The 23,874-nt window shown below is 67.3% G+C and carries 22 protein-coding genes; 14 read left to right on the forward strand and 8 right to left on the reverse strand.

Translation table 11 applies throughout. The features are described 5' to 3' along the window. Positions 1-60: 60 nt before the first annotated feature. The 9 genes from ACNQFN_RS04490 to ACNQFN_RS04530 all read left to right on the forward strand — a co-directional run bounded on the left by ACNQFN_RS04490 (position 61) and on the right by ACNQFN_RS04530 (position 9,769). Positions 61-1,095 carry a YeiH family protein gene (locus ACNQFN_RS04490; protein WP_418648109.1) on the forward strand — a complete coding sequence of 345 codons (1,035 nt, stop codon included), beginning with the start codon at positions 61-63 and terminating at the stop codon, positions 1,093-1,095. Positions 1,096-1,135: 40 nt separating this feature from the next. Then, positions 1,136-1,936, forward strand: a complete 801-nt coding sequence (locus ACNQFN_RS04495; protein ID WP_418648110.1) for a thiazole synthase — start codon at positions 1,136-1,138, stop codon at positions 1,934-1,936. Positions 1,937-2,087: 151 nt separating this feature from the next. Continuing rightward, positions 2,088-3,614, forward strand: a complete 1,527-nt coding sequence (locus tag ACNQFN_RS04500) for a PLP-dependent aminotransferase family protein (RefSeq protein WP_418648111.1) — start codon at positions 2,088-2,090, stop codon at positions 3,612-3,614. Positions 3,615-3,755: 141 nt separating this feature from the next. Then, positions 3,756-4,142 (forward strand): nuclear transport factor 2 family protein, encoded by a 387-nt coding sequence (locus ACNQFN_RS04505; RefSeq protein WP_418648112.1) that lies wholly within the window; start codon positions 3,756-3,758, stop codon positions 4,140-4,142. A 35-nt stretch (positions 4,143-4,177) separates the two neighbouring features. Further along, positions 4,178-5,617, forward strand: a complete 1,440-nt coding sequence (locus ACNQFN_RS04510; protein ID WP_418648113.1) for an NAD(P)/FAD-dependent oxidoreductase — start codon at positions 4,178-4,180, stop codon at positions 5,615-5,617. 139 nt (positions 5,618-5,756) lie between these two features. Next, complete coding sequence (locus ACNQFN_RS04515; protein ID WP_418648114.1) at positions 5,757-6,755, forward strand: TRAP transporter substrate-binding protein; 999 nt, start codon at positions 5,757-5,759, stop codon at positions 6,753-6,755. Positions 6,756-6,946: 191 nt separating this feature from the next. Further along, positions 6,947-7,501, forward strand: a complete 555-nt coding sequence (locus ACNQFN_RS04520; protein ID WP_418648115.1) for a TRAP transporter small permease — start codon at positions 6,947-6,949, stop codon at positions 7,499-7,501. Between the two features lie 27 nt (positions 7,502-7,528). Further along, positions 7,529-8,869 (forward strand): TRAP transporter large permease, encoded by a 1,341-nt coding sequence (locus ACNQFN_RS04525; protein WP_418648116.1) that lies wholly within the window; start codon positions 7,529-7,531, stop codon positions 8,867-8,869. Between the two features lie 18 nt (positions 8,870-8,887). After that, positions 8,888-9,769, forward strand: coding sequence for a cache domain-containing protein (locus ACNQFN_RS04530; RefSeq protein WP_418648117.1), 882 nt, complete (start codon positions 8,888-8,890; stop codon positions 9,767-9,769). Positions 9,770-9,788: 19 nt separating this feature from the next. On the opposite strand, the gene ACNQFN_RS04535 is transcribed toward ACNQFN_RS04530, so the two are convergent. Further along, positions 9,789-11,249 (reverse strand): PLP-dependent aminotransferase family protein, encoded by a 1,461-nt coding sequence (locus ACNQFN_RS04535; RefSeq protein ID WP_418648118.1) that lies wholly within the window; start codon positions 11,247-11,249, stop codon positions 9,789-9,791. A 134-nt stretch (positions 11,250-11,383) separates the two neighbouring features. Here ACNQFN_RS04535 and ACNQFN_RS04540 point away from each other — a divergent pair, with 134 nt between their 5' ends. Then, complete coding sequence (locus ACNQFN_RS04540) at positions 11,384-11,986, forward strand: LysE family translocator (RefSeq protein ID WP_418648119.1); 603 nt, start codon at positions 11,384-11,386, stop codon at positions 11,984-11,986. Position 11,987: 1 nt separating this feature from the next. Here the strand turns inward: ACNQFN_RS04540 and ggt are convergent, their stop codons facing one another. The 3 genes from ggt to ACNQFN_RS04555 all read right to left on the reverse strand — a co-directional run bounded on the left by ggt (position 11,988) and on the right by ACNQFN_RS04555 (position 16,614). Further along, positions 11,988-13,730, reverse strand: a complete 1,743-nt coding sequence (ggt, locus tag ACNQFN_RS04545) for a gamma-glutamyltransferase (RefSeq protein ID WP_418648120.1) — start codon at positions 13,728-13,730, stop codon at positions 11,988-11,990. 299 nt (positions 13,731-14,029) lie between these two features. Continuing rightward, complete coding sequence (locus ACNQFN_RS04550) at positions 14,030-15,214, reverse strand: acetate/propionate family kinase (protein WP_418648121.1); 1,185 nt, start codon at positions 15,212-15,214, stop codon at positions 14,030-14,032. Next, on the reverse strand, positions 15,211-16,614 hold the full coding sequence (locus tag ACNQFN_RS04555; RefSeq protein WP_418648122.1) for a bifunctional enoyl-CoA hydratase/phosphate acetyltransferase: 1,404 nt from the start codon (positions 16,612-16,614) through the stop codon (positions 15,211-15,213). Before ACNQFN_RS04555 ends, ACNQFN_RS04550 begins: the two co-directional genes overlap by 4 nt. 222 nt (positions 16,615-16,836) lie before the next feature. Between ACNQFN_RS04555 and glmU the strand changes: the two genes are divergently transcribed. The 4 genes from glmU to ACNQFN_RS04575 all read left to right on the forward strand — a co-directional run bounded on the left by glmU (position 16,837) and on the right by ACNQFN_RS04575 (position 21,032). Further along, positions 16,837-18,198 carry a bifunctional UDP-N-acetylglucosamine diphosphorylase/glucosamine-1-phosphate N-acetyltransferase GlmU gene (gene glmU / locus ACNQFN_RS04560; protein ID WP_418648123.1) on the forward strand — a complete coding sequence of 454 codons (1,362 nt, stop codon included), beginning with the start codon at positions 16,837-16,839 and terminating at the stop codon, positions 18,196-18,198. A 52-nt stretch (positions 18,199-18,250) separates the two neighbouring features. Then, the gene (gene glmS, locus ACNQFN_RS04565; RefSeq protein ID WP_418648124.1) at positions 18,251-20,077 is read left to right on the forward strand and encodes a glutamine--fructose-6-phosphate transaminase (isomerizing); all 1,827 of its coding nucleotides are present in this window, start codon (positions 18,251-18,253) and stop codon (positions 20,075-20,077) included. Positions 20,078-20,148: 71 nt separating this feature from the next. Continuing rightward, the gene (locus ACNQFN_RS04570) at positions 20,149-20,577 is read left to right on the forward strand and encodes an antitoxin Xre/MbcA/ParS toxin-binding domain-containing protein (RefSeq protein WP_068638991.1); all 429 of its coding nucleotides are present in this window, start codon (positions 20,149-20,151) and stop codon (positions 20,575-20,577) included. Next, complete coding sequence (locus ACNQFN_RS04575; RefSeq protein ID WP_418648125.1) at positions 20,577-21,032, forward strand: RES family NAD+ phosphorylase; 456 nt, start codon at positions 20,577-20,579, stop codon at positions 21,030-21,032. Before ACNQFN_RS04570 ends, ACNQFN_RS04575 begins: the two co-directional genes overlap by 1 nt. Positions 21,033-21,059: 27 nt before the next feature. On the opposite strand, the gene mdcH is transcribed toward ACNQFN_RS04575, so the two are convergent. The 4 genes from mdcH to madL are packed head-to-tail and all read right to left on the reverse strand — an operon-like array spanning position 21,060 to position 23,798. Continuing rightward, positions 21,060-21,998, reverse strand: a complete 939-nt coding sequence (mdcH, locus tag ACNQFN_RS04580) for a malonate decarboxylase subunit epsilon (protein WP_418648126.1) — start codon at positions 21,996-21,998, stop codon at positions 21,060-21,062. Further along, positions 21,995-22,618 carry a malonate decarboxylase holo-ACP synthase gene (locus tag ACNQFN_RS04585; RefSeq protein WP_418648127.1) on the reverse strand — a complete coding sequence of 208 codons (624 nt, stop codon included), beginning with the start codon at positions 22,616-22,618 and terminating at the stop codon, positions 21,995-21,997. The genes mdcH and ACNQFN_RS04585 overlap by 4 nt, the downstream gene beginning before the upstream one ends. A 19-nt stretch (positions 22,619-22,637) precedes the next feature. After that, a complete protein-coding gene (madM, locus tag ACNQFN_RS04590; RefSeq protein ID WP_068638983.1) occupies positions 22,638-23,402 on the reverse strand; it encodes a malonate transporter subunit MadM in 765 nt (254 codons plus the stop codon). 6 nt (positions 23,403-23,408) lie between these two features. Further along, on the reverse strand, positions 23,409-23,798 hold the full coding sequence (madL, locus tag ACNQFN_RS04595; protein WP_418648128.1) for a malonate transporter subunit MadL: 390 nt from the start codon (positions 23,796-23,798) through the stop codon (positions 23,409-23,411). Positions 23,799-23,874 lie beyond the last annotated feature (76 nt).

Raw genomic sequence — 23,874 nt, forward strand, 5'->3', positions numbered from 1 at the left:
GGCGGGGCATTTTCCCCGATCACGCACAGAGGGACGAGCGCGCTCGCGCGCCTTTGCATCATGACTGCCCAGACCAATGCCATGCCTGCCTCGATGTTCGCCGACGCGCGCAAGCTGCTGCCCGGATTCATGCTGTGCACGGTGATCGCGATCACCGCCGCCTTCGTCTCCGATCACTACGGCGGCCCCAAATTCCTTTACGCGCTGCTGCTCGGCATCGCCTTCCATTTTCTCTCGGACAACGACAAATGCATTCCCGGGATCGAGTTCTCGGCGAAGAAGCTGGTGCGCATCGGCGTCGCGCTGCTGGGTGCGCGGATCGCCTTCAGCGACGTCGCCGACCTCGGCCTGGCCGGTGTCGGCGCGCTGGCCGGCGCGGTCGTGCTGACGATCGGCTTCGGCATGCTGATGGCGCGCATGCTCGGCCTGCCTTCGATGCTCGGCCTGATCTCGGGCGGCGCGACCGGCATCTGCGGCATTTCGGCGGCGATGGCGATTTCCGCCACGCTGCCGCAGACCAAGGAGAACGAGCACTACACCCTGCTGACCGCGATCGGCGTGGCGACTTTCTCGACCGCGGCGATGATCCTCTATCCGCTGGTGGTGTCCGCCGGCGGGCTTTCGGTGGGCGAGGCGGGCATGTTCCTCGGCGGCTCGATCCACGACGTCGCCCAGGTGGTCGGCGCCGCCTTCATGATCTCGCCGGCGGTCGGCGATGCGGCGACGCTGGCGAAGATGTTCCGCGTCGCCATGCTGGTGCCGGTGGTGATGGTGCTCGCGTTCGGCTTCCGCGCCCAGTCCGCCCAGGCGGCCGGCGGCAAGAAGGCGCCGCTGCTGCCTTTCTTCCTGATCGCCTTTGCCGCGCTGGTGGTGGTCAACAGCCTGGGCTGGATTCCGGTCCAGGTGGTCGAGGTGAGTTCGGACGTGTCGCGCTGGTGCCTGGTGATCTCGATTTCCGCGCTGGGCGTCAAGACTTCGTTCGAGAAGCTGGCCGCGCTGGGCTGGAAGCCGATCGCGCTGCTGTCGAGCGAAACCCTGTTCATCGCCTTCTACATGATGGCCATCGTGATGCTGATGCGCCTGCTGTCGGCCTGAGTTCGCGGGCCGGCACGACAAGCAGAAAGAGGAGACAGACATGCAGGATACCTTGACCATCGCCGGCAGGCCCTACACGTCCCGCCTGCTGGTGGGCACCGGCAAGTACAAGGATTTCGACGAAACGCGGCGGGCGATGGAGGCGAGCGGGGCGGAGATCGTCACCGTCGCCATCCGCCGCACCAACATCGGCCAGAGCGCGGGCGAGCCGAGCCTGCTCGACTACCTGCCGCCGGCGCGCTACACCTATCTGCCGAATACCGCCGGCTGCTACACCGCCGAGGATGCGGTGCGCACGCTGCGCCTGGCGCGCGAACTGCTCGACGGCCACGCGCTGGTCAAGCTCGAAGTGCTGGGCGACCCGAACAACCTCTACCCCAACATGCCCGAGACGCTGAAGGCGGCGCGGACACTGGTGAAGGAAGGCTTCGACGTCATGGTCTATTGTTCCGACGATCCGATCCAGGCCCGCATGCTCGAAGACATCGGCTGCGTCGCGGTGATGCCGCTGGCCTCGATCATCGGCTCGGGCATGGGCATCCTGAACCCGTGGAACCTGCGCCTGATCATCGACAACGCCAAGGTGCCGGTGCTGGTCGATGCCGGCGTCGGCACCGCGTCGGATGCCGCGATCGCGATGGAACTGGGCTGCGACGCGGTGCTGATGAATTCCGCCATCGCCCATGCGCGCGATCCGGTGCTGATGGCGAGCGCGATGCGCCATGCGGTGCGCGCCGGGCGCGAGGCCTTCCTCGCCGGGCGCATGCCACGCAAGCTCTACATGGCGGAAGCATCGTCGCCGGCCACCGGCATGATTTCCCCGCTCGGCAAGGCGGCCTGAGCCCGTCCCCCAAACCTTCCCGGGAGTGATACCCTCGCGCCTCTTCTTTTTTGCTGCCGGGCCGCCTCCAAGGTAAAAGCGCTTTACCGAGGGGCGGCAGCAATTCTTGCTGGGCCGCGCCCGGACATGATCGAAAGGAATGATTCCGGCGATGAGCGTCAAACTGACCGGCACGATGTGGCAGCAGTTCTTCCAGCGTTCGACGTCTCCGGGTTTGAGCTTGCAGGGGCAGATCCGCGAAATGCTGGTGAGTGCCATCCTCGATGGCCAGCTGCCGCTCGATGCGCCGATACCGTCCAGCCGCGAACTGTCGGCGCAACTGGGCGTCGCGCGCAACACCGTGGTCATCGCCTACCAGCAACTGGCCGACGAAGGCTATCTGGTATCGCACGAGCGCAAGGGCCATTTCGTCAACCCGGCGATGCTCGAAGGGCGGGCGCAGCCCGCCGGCGCCACGCCGCCGCCGGCCGAAACGGCGCCCACGCCGAGTGCGCGCTCGCCGGAGTGGGGCCGGCGCTTCCGCTTCCGCCCGTCCCTGCAGCGCAACATCGCCAAGCGCGCCGACTGGCAGAGCTACCCCTATCCCTTCCTGTACGGCCAGTTCGACCCCTCGCTGTTCCCGACCTCGGACTGGCGCGAGTGCTGCATGAAGACGCTGAGCGCGCTGGAGATCGGCGAGTGGGCGCAGGACCGCATCCTGCGCGACGACGAATCGCTGGTGCGCCAGATCCGCACCCGCGTGCTGCCGCGCCGCGGCGTCTGGGCGTCGGACGACGAGATCGTCGTCACCGTCGGCGCGCAGCAGGCGCTCTATCTGCTCGCCGACCTGCTGGTGGGCACGGACACGCCGGTGGGCATCGAGAATCCCGGCTATCCCGATGCGCGCAACATCTTCAGCAGCCGCAGCTCGCGCATCGTCGACCTCGATGTCGATGCCGACGGCCTGGTCGCGAATGCCTTGCTGCGGATCTGCGACTACGTCTACGTCACGCCCAGCCATCAGTGCCCGACCACGGTGACGATGCCGGTGGCGCGGCGCGAAGCCCTGCTGGACATGGCCGACGAGGCGGATTTCGTCCTGATCGAGGACGACTACGACAGCGAGAATCCGTTCGAGGGCGAGCCGGTGCCGGCACTGAAGAGCCTGGACCGGCACGATCGCGTGATCTACGTCGGCAGCCTGTCGAAGAGCCTCGCCCCCGGCCTGCGCATCGGCTACATCGTCGGTCCCGCCGAGCTGATCAGCGAGATCCGAGGCATCCGCCGCCTCAACCTGCGCCACCCGACCGCCTTCATGCAGCGCGCCTTCGCGCTGTTCCTGTCGCTCGGCCACCACGATGCCCTGCTGCGCCGGCTGTCGGCGGCGCACCACGAGCGGGCGGCATGCCTGATGCAGGCGCTCGACCGCCATCTGCCGGAGTTCCGCTACCGGCCGGTGTCGGGCGGCTCGGCCTGCTGGGTCGAAGGCCCGGCCTGGCTCGATGCCGCCGAGCTGGCGCGCGAAGCCGAGGCCGAGGGGGTGCTGATCGAGCCGGGCAGCGTGTTCTTCAACGTCGAGTCGCCGCCGGCCAACTGCTTCCGCCTGGGCTTCTCGTCCATCTCCGCCGGCGACGTCGAAGCCGGCATCCGCCGGCTCGCCACGGCTTTCCGGCGCCTGGAGCCAGCCGGCCGCGCCTGAGCAGCCTTGCTGGTCCAAACGATTGTTCCCAACTGGTCCTACGCAGCGCTTCGATGGTTTTCTAATCTTGAGCCTCGACACCGCCACGGCCCTGCGCCGGCGGCGGCCGACAACAGACGAGCCAAGATACAGGAGACCCCCATGACCCAGCCTACCGTCGAGTTCCTGCAAGCCTTCAGCGATGCCTGGAACCGCCACGACATCGACGCCCTGATGAGCTTCATGGCCGACGACTGCTCCTTCCATGCCGTGGCCGGTCCCGACCTGCTCGGCCGCAGCTTCGTCGGCCGCGATGCGGTGCGCGAAGGCTTCCAGCTTGCCTGGCAGACCTTCCCGGATGCCGCCTGGCTCGACGCCGACCACTTCGTCGTCGGCGACCGTGGCGTCAGCGAATCCACCTTCTCCGGCACCAAGGCCGACGGCACGCGGATCGAGGCCCGCATGGTCGACATCTTCACTTTCCACAACGGCAAGATCGCGGTGAAGAACGCCTACCGCAAGGATCGCCCGCCGGTCGCCGCCGCCTGATTCGGACACGACCCCAACCGATACGGAGTCCGGACATGGATGCAGCAGTCTTCAATCAATCTGGCGGAGCGGGGCGGGCCACGGCACCGTCGGCGCCCTACGATCCGGCCTACGACCCGCTGGTATCGCCCACACCCGGGCACGGACGCGACTACGCGCCGACCTACTGGATCGGCACCGCCGGCGAACCGCCGGAGGACGATGGCCCGATCACCCGCGACATCGACGTCGACGTCGCCATCATCGGCTCCGGCTTCACCGGCCTGACCACGGCGATCTTCCTGGCCCAGGAGTACGGCATCAAGGCCACGGTGCTGGAAGCCAACCGCAGCGCCTGGGGCTGCAGCGTGCGCAACGGCGGCCAGGCGCAATGCGCTTCCGGGCGCCTGAAGCGTTCGCAGTGGATCGAGCGCTGGGGCCTGGACACGGCGAAGAAGATGCACCAGGAGTGCCTGGATGGCATGGAGAACTTCAAGGAGCTGATCAAGGACATCGACTGCGATCCTCAGCCCGGCGGCCACCTGTACATCGCCCACCGCGACAAGGTGATGCCGGTGCTGGAGAAGGAAGCCCGCCTGCTGCGCGAGACCTTCGGCTACGACGCCCGCATCCTCGACGCCGAAACGGTCAAGCGTGAGTACGTCGACGACAAGGAAGCCTGCGGCGCGATGCACGAACCGGAAGGCATCGGCATCCACGCCGGCAAGCTCGCCTTCGGCTATCTCCGCAAGGCGCGCGCACTGGGCGCCACGGTACATCCGGCCAGCCCGGTGCAGGGTTGGGAGACGCGCAACGGCGTGCATCACCTGCGCACGCCGGGCGGCATCGTGCGCGCCCGCGCGGTGGGTATCGCCACCGGCGGCTACACTTCGAACAGCCTGCATCCGGAGCTGAAGAACCGGCTGCTGCCCATCCTGTCGAACTCCATCGTCACGCGTCCGCTGACGGCGGCCGAGATCGAGGCGTGCAACTTCCGCACCACCCAGGTCATCACCGATACGCGCGTGCTGCGCCACTACTACCGGCTGATGCCCGACAACCGGGTGCAGATCGGCAGCCGCAGCGCCATCACCGGCATGGATGCGCCGCAGAAGAAGTACGAGGACTTCCTGATCCGCGACCTGCACCGCAAGTTTCCGGCGCTGGAAGGCGTCCAGATCGACTACTCGTGGTGGGGCTGGGTGGATGTCAGCCACGACATGATGCCGCGCATCTACCAGCCCGATCCGGCGCAGACGATCTATTACGCGCTGGGCTACGGCGGCAACGGCGTGATGTATTCGGCCCAGGCCGGGCGCCGGCTGGCGCAATGGATCGCGGGGCGAGGCCGGGAGCTGGAGCTGCCGATCTTCAAGTCGAGGCTGCCTTTCCCGAACGTGCGCGAAATGGTCGAAGCCGAGATGTTCGCGCCCTTCCGCCGGTTCGGCCAGTGGTGGCTGTACCGCTGGTACCACCTGAAGGACGAGGTCCTCTGAGGAGCGCCCGCGAAGACAACGACAACGACGGGACGACAGGGGGCGCCCGCATGCCCCGGAGCCCGCTTTGCATGAGCAGTCGAGTTTGCAGCACCTTTTCAAACCTATAAGGCCACTTCAAGGGGCCGAGGAGACAATCATGAACATCCGCAAAACCGTACTGATGCCCGTACTGGCCGCCGCCAGCCTGATGATGGCCGCGCCCGCGACCATGGCCGCGACCTTCAAGATGGCGATCGGCGATGCCGCCGGCGGCACCCAGTGGGAGCTCGGCACCAGCTTCGCCAAAAGCTTCAGCGACAAGACCGGCGGCAAGCACAAGGTGGACCTCTTCCCCAACGGCCAGCTCGGCGACGAGCAGGACACGGTGAACAACGCCGGCATGGGGGTGCTGGACTTCTCCATCGTCGCGATCAACAACATCACGCCCTTCTCGCCGACGGTCGGTGTGCTGACGCTGCCCTACGTGATCCAGAGCGCCGAGGAGGCGAAGCTGCTGACACAGGGCGACATCGGCAAGGAACTGGTCGAGAACACCATCCGCGATGCCGGCGTGCGCATCATCGGCTGGTCCTACTCGGGCTTTCGGGTACTGACCAATTCCAAGCGCCCGATCAAGACCCTGAACGACCTCAAGGGCGTGGTGATCCGGGTGCCCAAGAACGAGATCATGATCGCCACCTATCAGGCCTGGGGCATCAACCCGACGCCGATGGCCTGGTCCGAGACCTTCACCGCGCTGCAACAGCGCGTGGTGGATGGCCAGGACAATCCCTACATCACCGTGTCGGCGATGAAGTTCAACGAGGTGCAGAAGTACATCACCAACATCCGCTACCTGTTCTCGCTCGAGCCGCTGATCGTCAGTGAGCAGGTGTTCCAGTCGCAGAAGCCGGATGTGCAACAGGCGATCCTGGAAGCCGGCCGCGAGGCGACCGAGCACAGCTACCGCTTCCTGCTCGAATCCGAGGAGAAGATCCGCGCCGACCTAGCGGCGAAGGGCATGGAAATCTCCGATCCGGCCGACGGCGAGAAGGAATGGATCGAGAAGGCCACGACCGCCGTGTGGCCGAAGTTCCACAAGAGCATCGGCGGCAAGGACAAGCTCGACGCTGCGCTGAAGGCACTGGGCCGCTGATCCTGCCAAGGCCCCCGCGGGCCGGAGGCGGCCAGCGCACCGATGGTGCCGGCCGCCTCCGGCCCGCGGAGGAAAACCCCCGCATCTCCATCCCAACCCGTACCTGCACGGCTTCTCCGCCGCCACAGGGCCGCTGCCTGCAGCGGCCGGGCGAGCCGTGCCCGAGGTGCATCAGACAGGGAGAGTCCGCCGTGTCCGCCAAGCGCGTCATCGTCAATTTCTTTGCGAACATCGAAGAGTACTTTTGTGAAGCGCTGCTGGCGTTCTTCGTCGTGCTGCTCTTCGTGCAGATCCTGCTGCGCCAGTTCTGGGGCTACACCATCCCGTGGGGCGAGGAACTGGCGACCTACATGTTCGTCTGGTTCGCCTATCTCGGTGCCGTGGTCGCCGCCAAGATGTCGGCCCACAACCGGGTGTCATTCCATTTCCGCTACTTCCCGCCGATCGTCAAGAAGGTCAGCGAGGCGATCGCCGACCTGCTGTGGGTGGGCTTCAACCTCTACATGGCCTGGCTGAGCTACGACTTCGTCTTCAACCGCATGAACCTGTTCTGGAAGTCGCAGACCATCGGCCTGCCGATGAAGTACTTCTACATGATCCTGCCGGTCGTCTTCGTGCTGATGTCGATCCGCATCCTGTGGAACAACTACCTGACCCTGGTCAAGGGTGTCGAGATCCTCGATCCGGAAGCGAGGGAAATCGAGAACATCAAGCGGGTGGCTGCCGCGAGAGCCCAGCAAGGCTGATTGCCGCCACGCGGAGGAGACATGACAATGGAAGAATATCTGATCCCCATCCTGTTCGGCGGCTTTCTGGGCCTGATGCTGCTGGGGGCGCCAATCACGGTGGCGCTCGCGGGTTCGGCGATGGTCGCCTTTCTGGCGCTGGACAAGAACCCGATCGCCTTCGTGCAGATCGCCTTCACCTCGGTCGGCAGCTTTCCGCTGATGGCCCTGCCGGCCTTCGTGCTGGCCGGGGCGCTGATGGAAGCGGCCGGCATCTCGAAACGCCTGGTCGATCTCGCCGAGGCCCTGGCCGGACCGATCACCGGCGGGCTGGGCGCCGCCACGGTGCTGGCCTGCCTGTTCTTCGGCTCGATCTCGGGTTCGGGGCCGGCGACGACCGCCGCGGTCGGCATGCTGATGATTCCGGCGATGGCCAAGCGCCACTACGAGAAGAGCTACGCCTCCGCGGTGACGGCCGCGTCCGGCGGGCTGGGAATCATCCTGCCGCCGTCGATTCCGATGGTCATCTTCGGCATTTCCGGGCTGGGCATGGTGCCGCCGGCCGAGGCGGTGGCGAAGTTCGGCGAGTTCGACACGCTGTCGATTCCCAAGCTGTTCATCGCCGGCGTGATCCCGGGCCTGATCATGGCCGTCAGCCTGATCGTCATGAACTATGTCATTTCGAAGAAGCGCGGTTACCGTGGCCTGACCGAAAAGTGGTCGTTCGAGGACATCGGCCTGGCCGTGCGCCGCGGCGTGTGGTCGCTGCTGGCACCGCTGGTGATCCTCGGCGGCATCTACACCGGCATGTTCACGCCCACCGAGTCGGCCATCGTGGCGATCTTCTACACGCTGTTCGTCGGTTTCTTCCTGCACCGCGAACTGAAGTTCTCGAAAGTGCTGATCTCGCTGCGCACCACCACCTGGATCACCGGCCGCGTGCTGCTGATCCTGTTCGCTGCCACGGTGTTCGGCCGGCTGATGGTCGAGCAGCAGATTCCGGCCACGGTCGCTGCCTCGCTGCTGAGCCTGACCGACAACATGTACCTGATCTGGACCATCCTGATCCTGTTCCTGCTGTTCTTCGGCATGTTCATGGAAACGCTGGCGGCGATCATGATCCTGGTGCCGGTGCTGCTGCCGATGATGTACATGCTGGGTGCGGATCCGACCCACGTCGGCATCGTCGTCATCTGCGCGCTGTCGATCGGCTTCATGACGCCGCCGCTGGGTGAGAACATCTTCGTCGCCTCGGGGATCGGCGGATCGAGCGTGGAGCAAATCGTCGCCCGCATCCCGCCCTTCGTCCTCGCGCAGACCATCGCCCTGTTCGTGATCGCCTTCTTCCCGGTGATCAGCCTGTGGCTGCCACGAATGATGGGCTACTAGATCATTGGGAGAGAGAACATGATGAAATCGCTGGTTTCTTGCCTGAAACCCCTGATCCTGGGGGCCATGCTCGCCACGATCGCCGCACCTGCGCCCTTGCTGGCGGAGACGGTCGATGCCCCGGTGGCCAGGAGCGCGCTGCAGGCACGCGCGGAAGCCCTGCTCGACATCGCCGCCCGGCACGTTGCCGAGAAGGGCGAAGCCGGCGCGCTGGACTTCGCCCGCCAGTCGGCCTTCGTCGACCGTGACCTCTATGCCTACGCGCTGCGGACCGACGGCGTCTTCCTGGCCAGCGGCGGTTCGTCCGCGGCGCTGGTCGGCGACAACGTGCTCGACTACACCGATACCGACGGCAAGGCCTTCTTCCGCGAGATGATCGAGATCGCCAGGCGGGACGGCCAGGGCAGTATCGAATACCGCTGGTTCAATCCCGCCGACAGCCGGGGCGAACCGAAGACGACGCTGTTCCGCAAGGTCGGCGAAGTGATCGTGGCGGTGGGCTACTACCCGCCCCGCGCCACCGCGCTGGAAGCCAGGGCCATGCTGCGCACCGCGCTGCGGGCGCTCGATGGCGGCAAGGATGCGGCGCTCGCCGAGTTCCAGGACCTGAACGGCCGCTTCGTGCGCAACGACCTGTACGTCTTCGTCGTCGATGCCGAAAGCGGCCGCTTCCTCGCCCACGGTGCGACGCCGGCGATGGTGGGGACGGACGGCTTCGAACTGCAGGACCCGCGCGGCCAGTACATCATCCGCCAGATGCTGGAGATCGCCCGCAAGGACGGCAGCGGCGAGCTGGACTACTTCTGGCGCAACCCGACCACCGGCAAGGTGGAAAGCAAGCACACCCTGTTCCGCCTGAGCCACGGGCTGCTGGTGGCAGTCGGCAGCTACAACCGATGAAGGCCGGCCGGCGGGCCGTTCAGCGCAACTGCCCGCCGGCCAGTTCGCCCAGCGTCATCAGCGCATGCACGTGGCGGTCGCTGAAGGGATAGCAGCCCGACAGGCGCAGGTGGCGGTCGTAGCGGCCCGAAGGTGAATAGAGCTTGCCCGGCGTCATGCCGATGCCGCGGCGCAGGGCGAGGTCGAACAGGCGGTTGGTGTCGCAGCCTTCGGGCAGCTCGACCCACACCAGGAAGCCGCCGCCGGGCCGGGTGGCGCGCGTGCCCGCGGGAAAGGCGTCGTGGATCAGGCCGCGCAGGCGCTCGGTCTGGGCGGCATAGGTGCGGCGCAGGCGGCGCATGTGCTGGGCGTAGCCGCCGCTCTCGAGGAAGCGGCCGATCGCTTCGCACAGCAACGCCGGCTGCGCCACCGAGGCACAGAACTTGAGTTCGGCCAGTTCGCGGCCGAAGCGGCCGCCTTCCATCCAGCCCACCCGCATGCCGGGCGCCAGGGTCTTGGTGTAGGACGCGCAGACGATGATCCAGCCGTCCCGGTCGAAGGCCTTGGCCGTCGGCTGCAGCGGCGTGCTGAACTGCAGTTCGGCGTACAGCGCGTCCTCGATCACCGGCACGCGGTAGTCGTGTGCCAGCCTGGCCAGGCGGCGCTTGTTGGCCGGGCTCATGCTGGTGCCGAGCGGATTGTGCACCGTCGGCATCGTCACCACTGCCTGCAGGCGCTTTTCCGACAGCAGCAGCTCGAGCGCGTCCAGCGACAGCCCGCCTTCGGGATGGGTGGGGATCTCGATCGCCTTCAGGCCCAGGCGGTCGAGCAGCGGAATCAGGTTGAAATAGGTCGGCGACTCCAGCCCCACGGTGTCGCCGGGCCGGGTGGTGGCGCGTAGCGCCAGTTGCAGCGCTTCCATGCAGCCGTTGGTCAGCAGGATGGCGTCGGGCTGCAACTGCATGCCCAGCTCGGTGGCGTGCCGGCAGATCTCCCGGCGCAGCAGCAGCGAGCCGGGCGGCAGCGAATAATCGGTGAGCAGTTCCGGGTGGCGGCGGGTCAGCTCGGCGACGATGCGGCCGAGCTTTTCGCCCGGGTAGAAGTCGCTGCCCTTGGGGCAGGCCAGCGACAGGTCGATGGTGTCCGGCCGCGTCTGCGCCGCCAGCACCGCGGCGATGCGGCTCAGCACGGTGCTCTCGGCGGCGATCGCGGAACTCGGTTCGGCCGCTGCGGCTTGCGGGGCAGGGGGCACGGCCAGCCGGGCGCGCACGAAGTAGCCGGCCTGCGGCCGCGCGTCGACCAGGCCCTGGGCTTCGAGCTGGCGGTAGGCGGCGATCACGGTGTTGATGCTGATGCCGCGGCTGGCCGCCGCTTCGCGCACCGAAGGCAGGCGCGCGCCGGCGGCGAGGCGGCCGTCGCGGATCGCTTCGCGCAGCTCCTCCGTCAGCGCCTGGTAGAGCGGTGGAGGCGGGAGGTCCGGAGAGTGGAGGTCTGGGGTCACAGTACACGCTGCCTTTCATGGATACAGATGGTTTTGAAGCTCATCTGTAACCACTATAAAACCATTTTTCTGGCTCTGTAACCATAAAGCGCCGATTCGTATAGTTCTTCCTCGATACCCATGAGGAGAACGCCGTGATCGACCTGCCGCTGATGACCTACGTGGCCACGATGTCGGTGACGCCGGGGCCGAACAACATCATGCTCGCCGCCAGCGGGGTGAACTTCGGCTTTCGCCGCACGCTGCCGCACATGCTCGGCGTCAGCGTCGGCAGCAGCCTGCAGATGCTGATCGTCGCCAGCGGCCTGGCCTGGGCCATGGCCTGGTTCGATGCGCTGCGGCCGCCGCTGGTGGCGGTGGGCTGCGGCTACCTGCTGTGGCTGGCCTTGCGCCAGGCCCGCGCTGGCCAGCCGGGCCGCGGCGGACGGGCAAGGCCGCTGGGTTTCCTGGGGGCGGCGATGTTCCAGTGGGTCAATCCGAAAGCCTGGATGATGGTGCTCAATGCCGCGATCCTGTTCCTGCCGCCGAACGCGGGCTGGCAGGCGGCGGCCGGGCTGGCACTGGTCTGCCTGGTGGTCAATCTGCCCTGCATCGCGCTGTGGGCGGTGGCGGGCGCGCGCCTGCGCGAATGGCTGCAAGGGCCGGCGGCGCTGCGCAGCTTCAATTACACGATGGCGGTGCTGCTCGCCGCGACCGCGGCATGGATCGCCGCGGACGAGGCCGGCCTGTTCGCCTGACTTACTGCTTCTGCACGATGGCGCTGCCGCCGCCGTGGCGTAGCGGCTCGCTGACGGCGGTGACGGTGCCGTCGGCATTGAAGCGGATGCCGCTGGCGGCGCCGATCTGATCGGTTTCGCGCCATGCATGGCCTTTCGCTTCCAGTGCCCTGGCCTGTGCGCTGCCGGGGAAGTCCAGCAGCGTTTCGACTTCGGTGGTGCCGGCATTGCGCTGGCTCATGCGCGGCGCGGCGAGCGCGTCGGCCAGGCTCATGCCGAGATCGACGTGATTGACGATGGTCTGCAGCACGGTGGTGATGATGGTCGAGCCGCCGGGCGAGCCGATGGTGAAGGCGGGGGTGCCGTCCTTCAGCACGATGGTCGGGCTCATGCTGGAGCGTGGCCGCTTGTGGGCTTCGGGCACGTTGGGGTGCGGGCCGCTGAAGTCGAAGTCGGTCATCTCGTTGTTGAGGATGAAGCCGCGCCCCGGCACCACGATGCCGCTGCCGCCCCAGGATTCGATGGTGAAGGTGTAGGCGACGACGTTGCCTTCGCGGTCGGACACTGTGAGGTGGGTGGTGTGCATCGACTCGTGTGCGAGCGGCTGTGGCGCCGGGCGCAGCGGCACCGACAGGTCGTGCTGGAACGCGTAGGGATCGCCTGCCTCGACCTTGCCCGACGCGGCAGCGGCGCCGATGGCCCTGGCGCGTTCACGCGCGTAGTCCCTGGACAGCAGGCCGTCGCGCGGGACGTCGATGAAGGCCTCGTCGGCGACGTAGGCGTTGCGGTCGGCGAAGGCCAGGCGCGAGGCTTCGAGGTAGAGGTGCTCGACTTCGGCGCGCGGCAGGCGGGGGAGGTCGAAGGTCTCCAGCATGTTCAGCGCCTGGGCGATGGCGATGCCGCCGCTGGACGGCGTCGGCATGCCGTGGATCTCGTAGCCGCGATAGCTGGAGCGGATCGGCTGGCGGACGCGGGCTTCGTAGTCGGCGAGGTCGGCCATGTCGAGGTGGCCGGGAATGACGCTGACGCCCGGATTGGCCGGCGGGTGGTTGACCGCGGCGACGATGCTGGCGCCGATCGGCCCTTCGTAGAAGGCCTTGACGCCGCCGCGGGCGATGTCGCGGTAGGTCTGCGCCAGGTCTGGATTGCGGAAATGGGTGCCGACCGGCAGCGCCTTGCCGTCCTTCAGATAGAGCGCGGCGGTGCTGGAAAAGCGCGCGAACTTCGCTTCGTTGCCCTGGTTGAGGCGGTGGAAGTTGTCGTCGATGGCGAAGCCTTGCTCGGCGACGCGGATCGCCGGCGCGAGCACCTGCCCGAAGTCCATCGTGCCGTAGCGCGTCAGCGCGTCGTGCCAGCCGCGCACGGTGCCGGGCACGCCGACCGACAGGCCGTTGGGGACCGCGGCCGCCCATTCCATTTCGCTGCCGTCGGCATTCAGGAAGACCCCGGGATGGAAGCGGGCGGGGGCCGTTTCGCGGTGGTCGAGCGCGATCACGCGCTTGTCCCGCGCCGAGTAGATCAGCATGAAGCCGCCGCCGCCGATGCCGCAGCTGAAGGGGGCGGTGACGCCGAGCGTGGCGGCGGCGGCGACCGCGGCGTCGATGGCGTTACCGCCGGCATCGAGGATTTCCATCGCCGCCAGGCTGGCGTGGTGCGAGATGGTGGCGACGGCGCCGCCGTGGCCGGTGTCGACAGCCTGTTTCGCCCAGGCGCCGAAGGCGGCCATCATCAGGGCGGTGGCGAGAAGCTTGCGGGCGGGGATCATGTCCTTGCTCCATCGTGCTGGAGCAATGACATTAGCACCGGGCGGAAAGCCGCCTCAAGGCGGGAGAACCCCAGGCGGGTAGCCCCGGGTGGGTAGCTTCCGCAGGACGACCCCGCCCCGCCGGGCGCAGGGGCGCAGCCGGGCAGGCTGCGCCCGCGCCAATGCTGTTTACTTGGGAGATTCCCTCTTGGTGTAGGAGCGGCTTCAGCCGCGAACAGCCACCTTTCGCGGCTGAAGCCGCTCCTACGGCGAAAAGAAGCGCCAGCTTGAACGAACAGTATTGGGCGCCCGCGCCGCGATCACAGCCTCAGGGCTTCGGCCGTGTAGCGCGCGATCATGCGTTCTTCATTGGTTGGCACCACCGCCACGGCGACACGGCTGTCGGCGGCATCGATGCGGCGGGCATGGTCGGCATTGGCCGCAGCGTCGATCTTCACGCCCATCCAGGCCGCCAGTTCGGCCACCTTCTGGCGGACCGGTGCGGCATGCTCGCCGATGCCGCCGGTGAACACCAGCGCGTCCAGGCCGCCGGCCGCTGCCGCCAGCGAGCCGAGTTCGCGGGCGATGCGGTAGCAGAACAGGTCCACCGCTTCCTTCGCCTCCGGGGCGTCGGCGGCGAGCAGGGTGCGCATGTCCTGGCTGATGCCGGAGACGCCGAGCAGGCCCGACTCCTTGTACAGCAGGCGGGTCAGCGCGCGCGCGTCCATGCCTTTTTCTTCCATCAGGTAGAGCAGCACGCCGGGGTCGATGCTGCCGGTGCGCGTCCCCATCATCAGGCCATCGACGGCGGTGAAGCCCATCGTCGACGCCACGCTCTTGCCGTCGCGCAGTGCCGTCATCGAGGCGCCGTTGCCGAGGTGGGCGACGACGACCGCGCCCTTGGCACGCTCGCCGATGACTTCCGGCAACTGGCGGGAGACGTAGTCGTAGGACAGGCCGTGGAAGCCGTAGCGCTTGATGCCGCCCTGGGTCAGCCGGCGCGGCAGCGCGAAAGCCTGGGCGATGGCGGGCTGGGTGCGGTGGAAGGCGGTGTCGAAGCAGCCCACCTGCGGAATGGACGGCATCAGCGCGGTCACCGCATGCACCGCCCGCAGGTTGTGCGGCTGGTGCAGCGGCGCGAGCGGGATGAAGTCTTCCAGTTCGTCGATCAGCTCGGCGTTCAGCACCACCGGCGCGCTGTAGCGGTCGCCGCCATGCACGATGCGGTGGCCGGCGGCAACGATTTCGAGGCTGGGGTTGTGCGCCGCCAGCAGCTTGAAGACGTGGTCGAGGGCGTCGCGGTGCTGTTCGCCCTGGCTGCCCGTGGCATTCACCGCTTCCTGGATGCGCTGGCCGTCGGCCGTCTTCAGCGTGATTTCGGGCGTGGCGCCGATGCCTTCGACCTGGCCGGAGACGGCCGGTGCCGCGGCGACTTCGCCGTTGATGGCGTAGAGCGCGAACTTCAGGCTGCTGGAGCCCGCATTGAGGACGAGGACGGCTTTCATGCTTTCAACATCTCCCGCTTCTTGTGCACCATCAATTGGACCACGGCGCACGAGGCGGCGCGGGTTTCGGCGGTGTCGGCACGGCTGGTCAGCACGATGGGCACGCGCGCGCCCAGCACCACGCCGGCCATCAGCGCGTTGGCGAGGTATTCGAGCTGCTTGGCGACCATGTTGCCGGATTCGAGGTCGGGCACCACCAGGATGTCGGCATTGCCGGCGACCACCGACTTGATGCCCTTGGTCTTGGCCGCGACCAGCGACACCGCGTTGTCGAAGGCGAGCGGGCCGTCGAGCAGGCCGCCCTTGATCTGGCCGCGGTCGGCCATCTTGCACAGCGCGGCCGCTTCGAGGGTGGAGCGGATCTTGGAGGTGACGGTCTCCACCGCCGACAGGATCGCGACCTTGGGTTCGGGCAGGCCGAGCATGTGGGCGAGCTCGATCGCGTTCTGGATGATGTCGACCTTGTCCTCCAGCGTCGGCTCGATGATCACGGCGGCGTCGGTGATCATCAGCGGGTGCGGGTAGGTCGGCACGTCGGCGAGGAAGACGTGGCTGATGCGGCGGCCGGTGCGCAGGTTCTTGACCACCTGGCTCATCATCTCGTCGGTGTGCAGCGAGCCCTTCATCAGGGCTTCGGCCTCGCCATCGCGGCACATCGCGACCGCGGTGGCGGCCGAGGCGTGGCTGTGCTCGGTATCGACGATGCGGAAGCCCTTGATGTCGATGCCGTGTTCTTCGGCCACGGCGCGGATCTTGTTCTCGGGGCCGACCAGGATCGGATCGACCAGGCCGGCCCTGGCCGCCTGTACCGGGCCGGACAGCGACTCCTTGTCGCAGGGATGCATCACCGCGATCGGGATCGGCGACAGGCCGGCCGACACCGACAGCAGGTGGCGGTAGCGCAGTTCGCGGTCGGAGATGGTGACTTCGGGCAGCACGATGCGCGCGCGCTTGATCTTCTGCGTCGGCGCCATGACTTCGGCGATGCCGTCGATGACCTTCAGTCCGTCCTGGTTGACCGCCAGGCAGTCGAAGATGATGTGGTGGTTGTGCTCGAACTTTTCCTTGCAGGTGACGGTGATCGTCAGCGTGTCGCCGATCGTGATCGGGCGCCAGAAGTTGAGTCCCTGCGAAACGTACACCGTGCCCGGGCCGGGGAATTCGGTGCCGAGCACGGTCGAGATCAGCGTGCTGCCCCACATGCTGTGGCCGACCACTTCACGGAACTGGCTGGAACGGGCGTACTCGACGTCGACGTGGGTCGGGTTGACGTCGCCCGACATGGCCGCGAACAGATGGATGTCTTCCGGGCGCAGGGTACGCACCAGCTGGGCGAAGTCCCCGACCTGGATCTCGTCGAAGGTGCGGTTCTGTATGAACTGGGTGTCGGAATGTTCCATGGCGGATCCCTGATTTGTGTGTGCAGTGCAACATGCAATTCTAGCCGCTGCCCGTGACGAATATAAGCGGAAAAGCGCCGCATTTGTGCAATGCGTCAATCTGTGCGGGATTTGCTGGAAAAACGCCGCCGTTTTCACGCATCTGCCATGCATTCGCTCACATTTCATGCTGTGCCGCGGTGGTACACTCCGCGCTACTCGTCAATCTGCTGGAAGATTTCCATGGAAGTCGTCGTTCTCGCCGCCGGCCAGGGCAAGCGCATGCGCTCGGTTCTGCCCAAGGTTCTGCAACCCATCGCCGGCAAGCCGATGCTCGCCCACGTGCTCGATGCCGCCCGCACGCTCGATGCCCGGCGCATCTGCGTGGTCTATGGCCACGGCGGTGAAGCGGTGCGCGAACACCTCGACGCTCCCGACCTGGCCTGGGCGCGGCAGCAGCCCCAGCTCGGCACCGGCCATGCAGTGCAGCAAGCCCTGCCGCACCTGAGCGACGGCGACATGGCGCTGGTGCTGTACGGCGACGTGCCGCTGATCGGCGTGCCCACGCTGCGCCGCCTGGCCGCCGCTGCCGGTGGCGAGCGCCTGGCGCTGCTGACGGTGAGGATGGACGATCCCACCGGCTATGGCCGCATCCTGCGCGATGGCGCCGGCCGCATCACCCGCATCGTCGAGGAAAAGGATGCCAGTGACGAAGAGCGCAAGGTGCAGGAAGTCAACACCGGCATCCTGGTGGCGCCGGTCGCCCGGCTGCGCGGCTGGCTCGGCCGCATCGGCAACGACAACGCCCAGGGCGAGTACTACCTCACCGACATCATCGGCCTGGCCGTGGCCGACGGCGTCGAAGTCGTCAGCGAGCAGCCCGACGCCTTCGCCGAGACGCTGGGCGTCAATAACAAGATGCAGCTCGCCGAACTGGAGCGCCTCCACCAGGGCAACATCGCCCGCCGCCTGATGGAAGAGGGGGCGACGCTGATCGATCCCGCGCGCATCGACGTGCGCGGCAGCCTGAGCATCGGCCGCGACGTCGAGATCGACGCCAATTGCGTGTTCGAAGGCACGGTGGAACTGGGCGACAAGGTCCGCATCGGCCCCAACTGCGTGATCCGCAACGCGCGCATCGGCGCAGGTTCGCGCATCGAAGCCTTCAGCCACGTCGACAGCACCACGATGGGCCAGGCCTGCGTGATCGGCCCCTACGCCCGCACCCGCCCGGGTACCGTGCTCGGCAGCGACGTGCATCTGGGCAATTTCGTCGAGATCAAGAACAGCGTCATCGCCGACCACTCCAAGGCCAATCACCTGGCCTACGTCGGCGACGCCGACGTAGGCAGCAAGGTCAACATCGGCGCCGGCACCATCACCTGCAACTACGACGGCGCCAACAAGCACCGCACCATCATCGAGGACGAAGTCTTCATCGGCTCCGACACCCAACTCGTCGCGCCGGTGCGCGTCGGCCGCGGCGCCACGCTGGGCGCCGGCACCACGCTGACCAAGGATGCGCCGCCGGAGCAGCTCACCGTCACCCGCGTCCGGCAGCTCAGCCTCGCCAACTGGAAGCGCCCGGTCAAGCAGCCGCGCTGAGCGCCTGCTCGCCGCCGACGCCAACGAATCACACTTTCAAGGAAGTCTCGCCATGTGTGGCATCGTCACCGCCATTGCAACGAACAACGTCGTTCCCGTCCTGCTGGAAGGTCTGCGCAAGCTCGAATACCGCGGCTACGATTCCGCCGGCCTCGCCGTGCTGGCGGGCGAACTGACCCGCCTGCGCTCGGCCGGCCGCGTCGCCGAACTCGCCGCGCTGGCCGACGCCAGCAAGCTTTCCGCCACCACCGGCATCGCCCATACCCGCTGGGCCACCCATGGCGTGCCGTCCGAGCGCAACGCCCACCCGCACATCTCGGGCGGCCTGGCGGTGGTGCATAACGGCATCATCGAGAACTTCGAGAGCATCAAGGCCGAACTGCAGGCGCGCGGCTACGTGTTCACCTCCGATACCGACACCGAAGCCATCGCCCACCTGATCCACAGCAAGCTGCAGGGCGTGCCCGACCTGTTCGAGGCGGTGCGGCTGGCGACCAACGAACTCGTCGGCGCCTACGCCATCGGCGTGCTGGCCGAAGCCGATCCCTTCCGCGCCATCGTCGCCCGCCGCGGCTCGCCGCTGCTGCTGGGCGTGGCGGACGACGGCATGTATGCCGCGTCCGACACCGCCGCGCTGCTGCAGGTCACGCGCAAGGTCGTGTACCTGGAAGACGGCGACCTGGCCGAACTGCGCCGCGACGGCTACCGCGTCGTGCTCGCCGACGGCACCCCGGTCGAGCGCGAAGTGCATCTGTCCAGCCTGTCCGCCGACGCGGTCGAACTGGGCCAGTTCCGCCACTACATGCAGAAGGAAATCTTCGAGCAACCGCAGGCGCTGGGCAACACGCTGGAAATGATCACCGGCGGCGGAGGGGCCGCGTCCCAGCATTTCGGCGCGCGCGCGCCCGAAGTCTTCGACGGCGTGCGCCGCGTGCTGGTGCTGGCCTGCGGCACCAGCTACCACGCCGGGCTGGTGGCGCGCTACTGGATCGAAGCCATCGCCAGGCTGCCGGTGACGGTCGAGATCGCCAGCGAATACCGCTACCGCGAATCGGTGCCCGACCGCGACACCCTGGTCGTCGTCATCTCGCAGTCGGGCGAGACCGCCGACACCCTGGCCGCGCTCAAGCACGCCAAGTCGCTCGGCATGGAGCGCACGCTGGCGATCTGCAACGTGCCCGAATCCGCCATCGTGCGCGAAACCGCGCTGCGCTTCATCACCCGCGCCGGCCCCGAGATCGGCGTCGCCTCCACCAAGGCCTTCACCACCCAGCTCGCCGCCTTCGCGCTGCTGACGCTGGCGCTCGCCAAGATCAACGGCCGCCTGACCGAAGCCGACGAGGAGCGCCACCTGGCCGCGCTGCGCCACCTGCCGGTCGCCGTGCAGAAAGTACTGGAGCTCGAGCCCGAGATCGAGAAGTGGGCGCAGCGTTTCGCCGGCAAGGAGCACGCGCTCTTCCTCGGCCGCGGCAGCCACTGGCCGATCGCGATGGAAGGCGCGCTCAAGCTCAAGGAAATCTCCTACATCCACGCCGAAGCCTACGCCGCCGGCGAACTCAAGCACGGCCCGCTGGCGCTGGTGGACAAGGACATGCCGGTCATCGCCGTGTCGCCGGCCGACGAACTGCTGGAAAAGCTCAAGTCCAACCTGCAGGAAGTCCGCGCCCGCGGCGGCGAGCTCTACGTCTTCGCCGACGCAGGCAGCGAAATCCCCGAGTCCGAAGGCGTGCACATCCTGCACATGCCCGAGCACTACGGCATGCTGTCGCCGGTGCTGCACGTGATCCCGCTGCAACTGCTGTCCTACCACGCGGCGCTGGTCAAGGGGACCGATGTGGACAAGCCGAGGAACCTGGCGAAGTCGGTGACGGTGGAGTGATCGTATCGGGCTTGATGTTCGGTATCACATGAGCCATATTGAACAGGTCATGTGATACTTGGACGTCGGCCATGCAACTCGTCACCCCTGAACAGATCGCTGCCGTGATGGCCCTTGTGCCGGCGCCGCATTCGTTTGCCGAGCTGGATGAGCAGGTTGCCGAAGGGCTGCCCAAAAACGCCCTGAAGGCCGGGGTCGAGCGGCTGGGGCGCAATGTCGACGAGCGCCGGGCATTGCTGCGTCGCGTCGTGCCCGAGGCGACGTTCAAGCGCCGCCGTGATCGCCTGAGCGCGGCCGAATCCGAGAAGACGGAGCGGCTTGCCCGGGTCTACGCAACGGCCCGTCATGTGTGGGATTCGGACGAGGAGGCGCTCGCCTTCCTGCACACACCGCATGCGATGCTCGATGGGCGGCCGCCGCTGGAGGTCGCCATGACCGAACTGGGCGCACGCCGCGTCGAGACCTTGTTGTGGCGGCTCTTCTACGGCATCGCCGCGTGATGCGCATCTACCGCATCGCGGACAAGCGCCATCCGATCTGGGACGGAACGGGCGCTGCCTTGCTGGGCGGCCGCTGGAACAGTCCCGGCCACCCTGCCATCTACGGCTCGCTGAGCCATGCCTGCGCGATGCTCGAAATCCTTGCGCATGCCGGTATCGGCCGCATTCCTGCGATGCAGCAGTTCGTCACGGCCGAACTGCCTGACGACGCTTCGCTGGTCGAGCGCCATGAAGCATCGGCTTTGCCGGACGGATGGGACGGCGAAGACAGCAGGGTTGCTCGGCGTTTCGGCGATGCGTGGCTCGGGTCGCGCCGCAGCCTTGTTCTTGTCGTGCCGTCCGTGGTCGCCAGGCTGGAGTTCAACGCTGTGGTGAATCCGGCGCATCCCGATTTTTCGACACTGAAGATGAGTGCGCCGGAGCCGGTCGTGTGGGATCGGCGTTTGTTCAGGTGAGCTGCGCGTGACCTCGGGCCGGAATCGTCACCTCGTCCGGCCTTCCTGTTCGCGCCGGATGAGCGCGCAGACCGTATCCACGCGATTGTTCTCGCAGCAGAGCGCGAGACCCTCGGCAAAGGCGGCGTGCGTGAGTCCGGTGAGGACTTCGCGGCTGGGCATCTCGACGGCCAGCCGGGCCCCCCGCTCCCAGGCGAGCTTGGCGGTGTCGAGCCAGTTCACCTGCATGGCGACGTTGCCGGCGAGATCGTCGGCAATGCGAGCGGGGTCTCGGAGCACGCGCGCGGCGCTGCTGCTGAGGAAATGAATGCGGGGCCGCTTCGTGGCCACGCCGGCGAATGCGTTCTTCATCGCATGCGCGACGGGTGCCAGCAGCTCGCAGTGCGAGGGAACGCTGGCCGCCAGGCGCTCGCAGCGAGTCGCCCCCTGTTCGAGCGCGGCACCGGCGACCGCCTCCATCGCCGCATCGGCACCGGCGACGATGGTCTGGCGTTCCGCATTCAGGTTGGCGATGAAGACCGGTTGCGATGGCGAATGGATCCGGGCGACGATCCGCTCCAGGTGGGAGAGCTCGATGCCGATCACCGCCGTCATGCCGTAGCTGGCCGGGAAAGCCTCTTCCATCAGGCGGCCTCGCAGAGCGACGAGGCGCAGCGCATCTTCGTAGTCGAGCACGCCGGCGACGACTGCCGCCGGATAGGCGCCCACCGACATGCCGGCAACCATGTCCGGCCGGGCGCCGCGGGCAATCAGCACGCGCGCCATCGCGACGCCGGCAATCAGCAGGGCGAGCTGCACGGCCACCGTGGAGCGGAGCGATGCCTCGGTATCCAGTTCGCCCGGATCACGGCCGAGGACTGCATGCGCCTGTGCGAAGGTACGCTCGACTTCGACATCTGCGGGCAGCCGCGACAGCATGCCCGGCGACTGCGAACCCTGGCCCGGAAAGGTGAATAGGACGCTCATGATCGATCCTCGTCTGTTTGCGCTTGCCATGGGTTGCTCACGAGCCGGGGGCCATGCGGGGTTTTCAGCAACACGGTGCGGCGCCCGGACAGCCATTCGTCGAAGGCGAAGCCGCCATGGCCGGTGTCGACCTGGATGTCGAGCCGGCAGCTCGCGTGCGCTTTGAGGGATTTCAGCAAGGCGATCTCGTTCCCGTCGAGCGGGCGTTCGGTCCGCAGCAGCAGGTCGAGATCGCTTGCCGGATGCAGGACCGTGGCGCCGCAGGCGAGTACGAATCCCACGGCGCCGGCCGGCCCCCACGCCAGCCCGGCTTGCTCGAGCAGGGGAGCGATGCGGGCGAGTGAGTCGAGGCAGGCGAAGCTGCCGCCGGGGCGTCGCGTCCATCCGCGTTCATTCGCCAGTGCTTCCGGTGTACGACAATGGATCACCTGCGCAGGCGCCACCCATGCAGCATGGCGCTGGTTGCGGTGGCGGCCGCGCAGCCCGACCGGGATCAGGCCCCGTCCAGCTCGCGGCGCACGCCGGACGACCACCGGCCAGTCCGGCTCGGCCCAGTCGGGCAGGGGCACCCCGTCGGCCCAGGTGCCGGGATGGAGCCACAGCAGATCGTGAGCTTGCATGGGGCATCCCTCCCGGTTGTCAGTCGACCAGCGCCTGGGTGGCGAGGAACAGCAGCGACGGTCCCAGCAGGCAGCCCAGACCGGTATAGAAGGTCGAGGTCATCGCGCCGTAGGGGACGAGCTTGGGGTCGATCGCCGCGAGCGCGCCGCAGACGCCGCTGGTCGTGCCCATCATGCCGCCGAAGACCATCGCCGTGCGGGGGTTGTCGAGCCCGATGCGCGGCGCGAAGAAGGGGCTGGCGATCATGACCAGGATGGCTTTCACCAGCCCGGCGGCGATCGAGAGCGCCATGACCTCCGAACTGGCGCCGATCGCCGCGCCCGTCACCGGACCGACGATATAGGTCACCGCGCCGGCGCCGATCGTCGTCATGCTCACCGCGTCGGTATAGCCGAATGCCGCAGCCACCGCCGCGCCCACCACGAAGGACAGAATCACGCCCACCAGCAGCGACACGACGCCGCTTGCGCCCGCCTTGCGGATCTCCTGGAAATGCACGCCGAACGCGGTGGCGGTGATCGCGAAGTCGCGAATCATCGCCCCGCCCAACAGGCCAACTCCAGTGAGCAGCGGCACGTCGGCCACGCCTTTCTGGCCACCGGTGAAGAGCCCGCTCACGTATGCGAGCGCCAGCCCGAGCATGATCGCGATCGCCGACCCGTGCAGTTTGCCGCGGGTGAAGCGGCTCGACAGCCAGTAGGAGACCAGCATGGTGAAGCCGATGACGGCAAAACCGGTGAGTAGTCCGTTCTTGGTCAGGACGTCGAGAAGGATGTCTTCCATGGTGGCTTACTCCGCAATGGTCTGTGCATCGGTGGTCGGCCCCTTGGTGCCGATTCGCGCAATGGCGGGGATGAGTGCGAAGCAGACGGCGGTGGCGAGCACACCGGCGAGAATCGCCGCCGGTCCGCCTTTCACTGCGGCCACCACATTCTGCTGGGCTGCCATGGCAACGACGACGGGGATGTAGATCGCGCTCCAGAAATGCACGCCCTCCTTGGTCGGCGTGGGCAGCAGGTCGCGCTTGCGCAGGTATTCCGAGGCGAAGATGAGCAGGAGCATCGAGAAGCCGACGCCGCCGACGTTGGCTTTGACGCCGATCGCCGAGCCGAGGACGTCGCCGATGAAAAGTCCGATGAGGACGCAGGCCGCCAGCAAGGCGGTGCCGTAGATGGCCATGGTGTTGTCTCCTTTGGTGTTCCGGCCGTTGTGTGCGGCCGTGTTGGTATCGGTGGGCGGCGCAGGGCGTCTTTCC

Origin of the sequence: Thauera butanivorans (genome assembly GCF_048398245.1) — a bacterium.
GTDB lineage: Bacteria > Pseudomonadota > Gammaproteobacteria > Burkholderiales > Rhodocyclaceae > Thauera > Thauera butanivorans.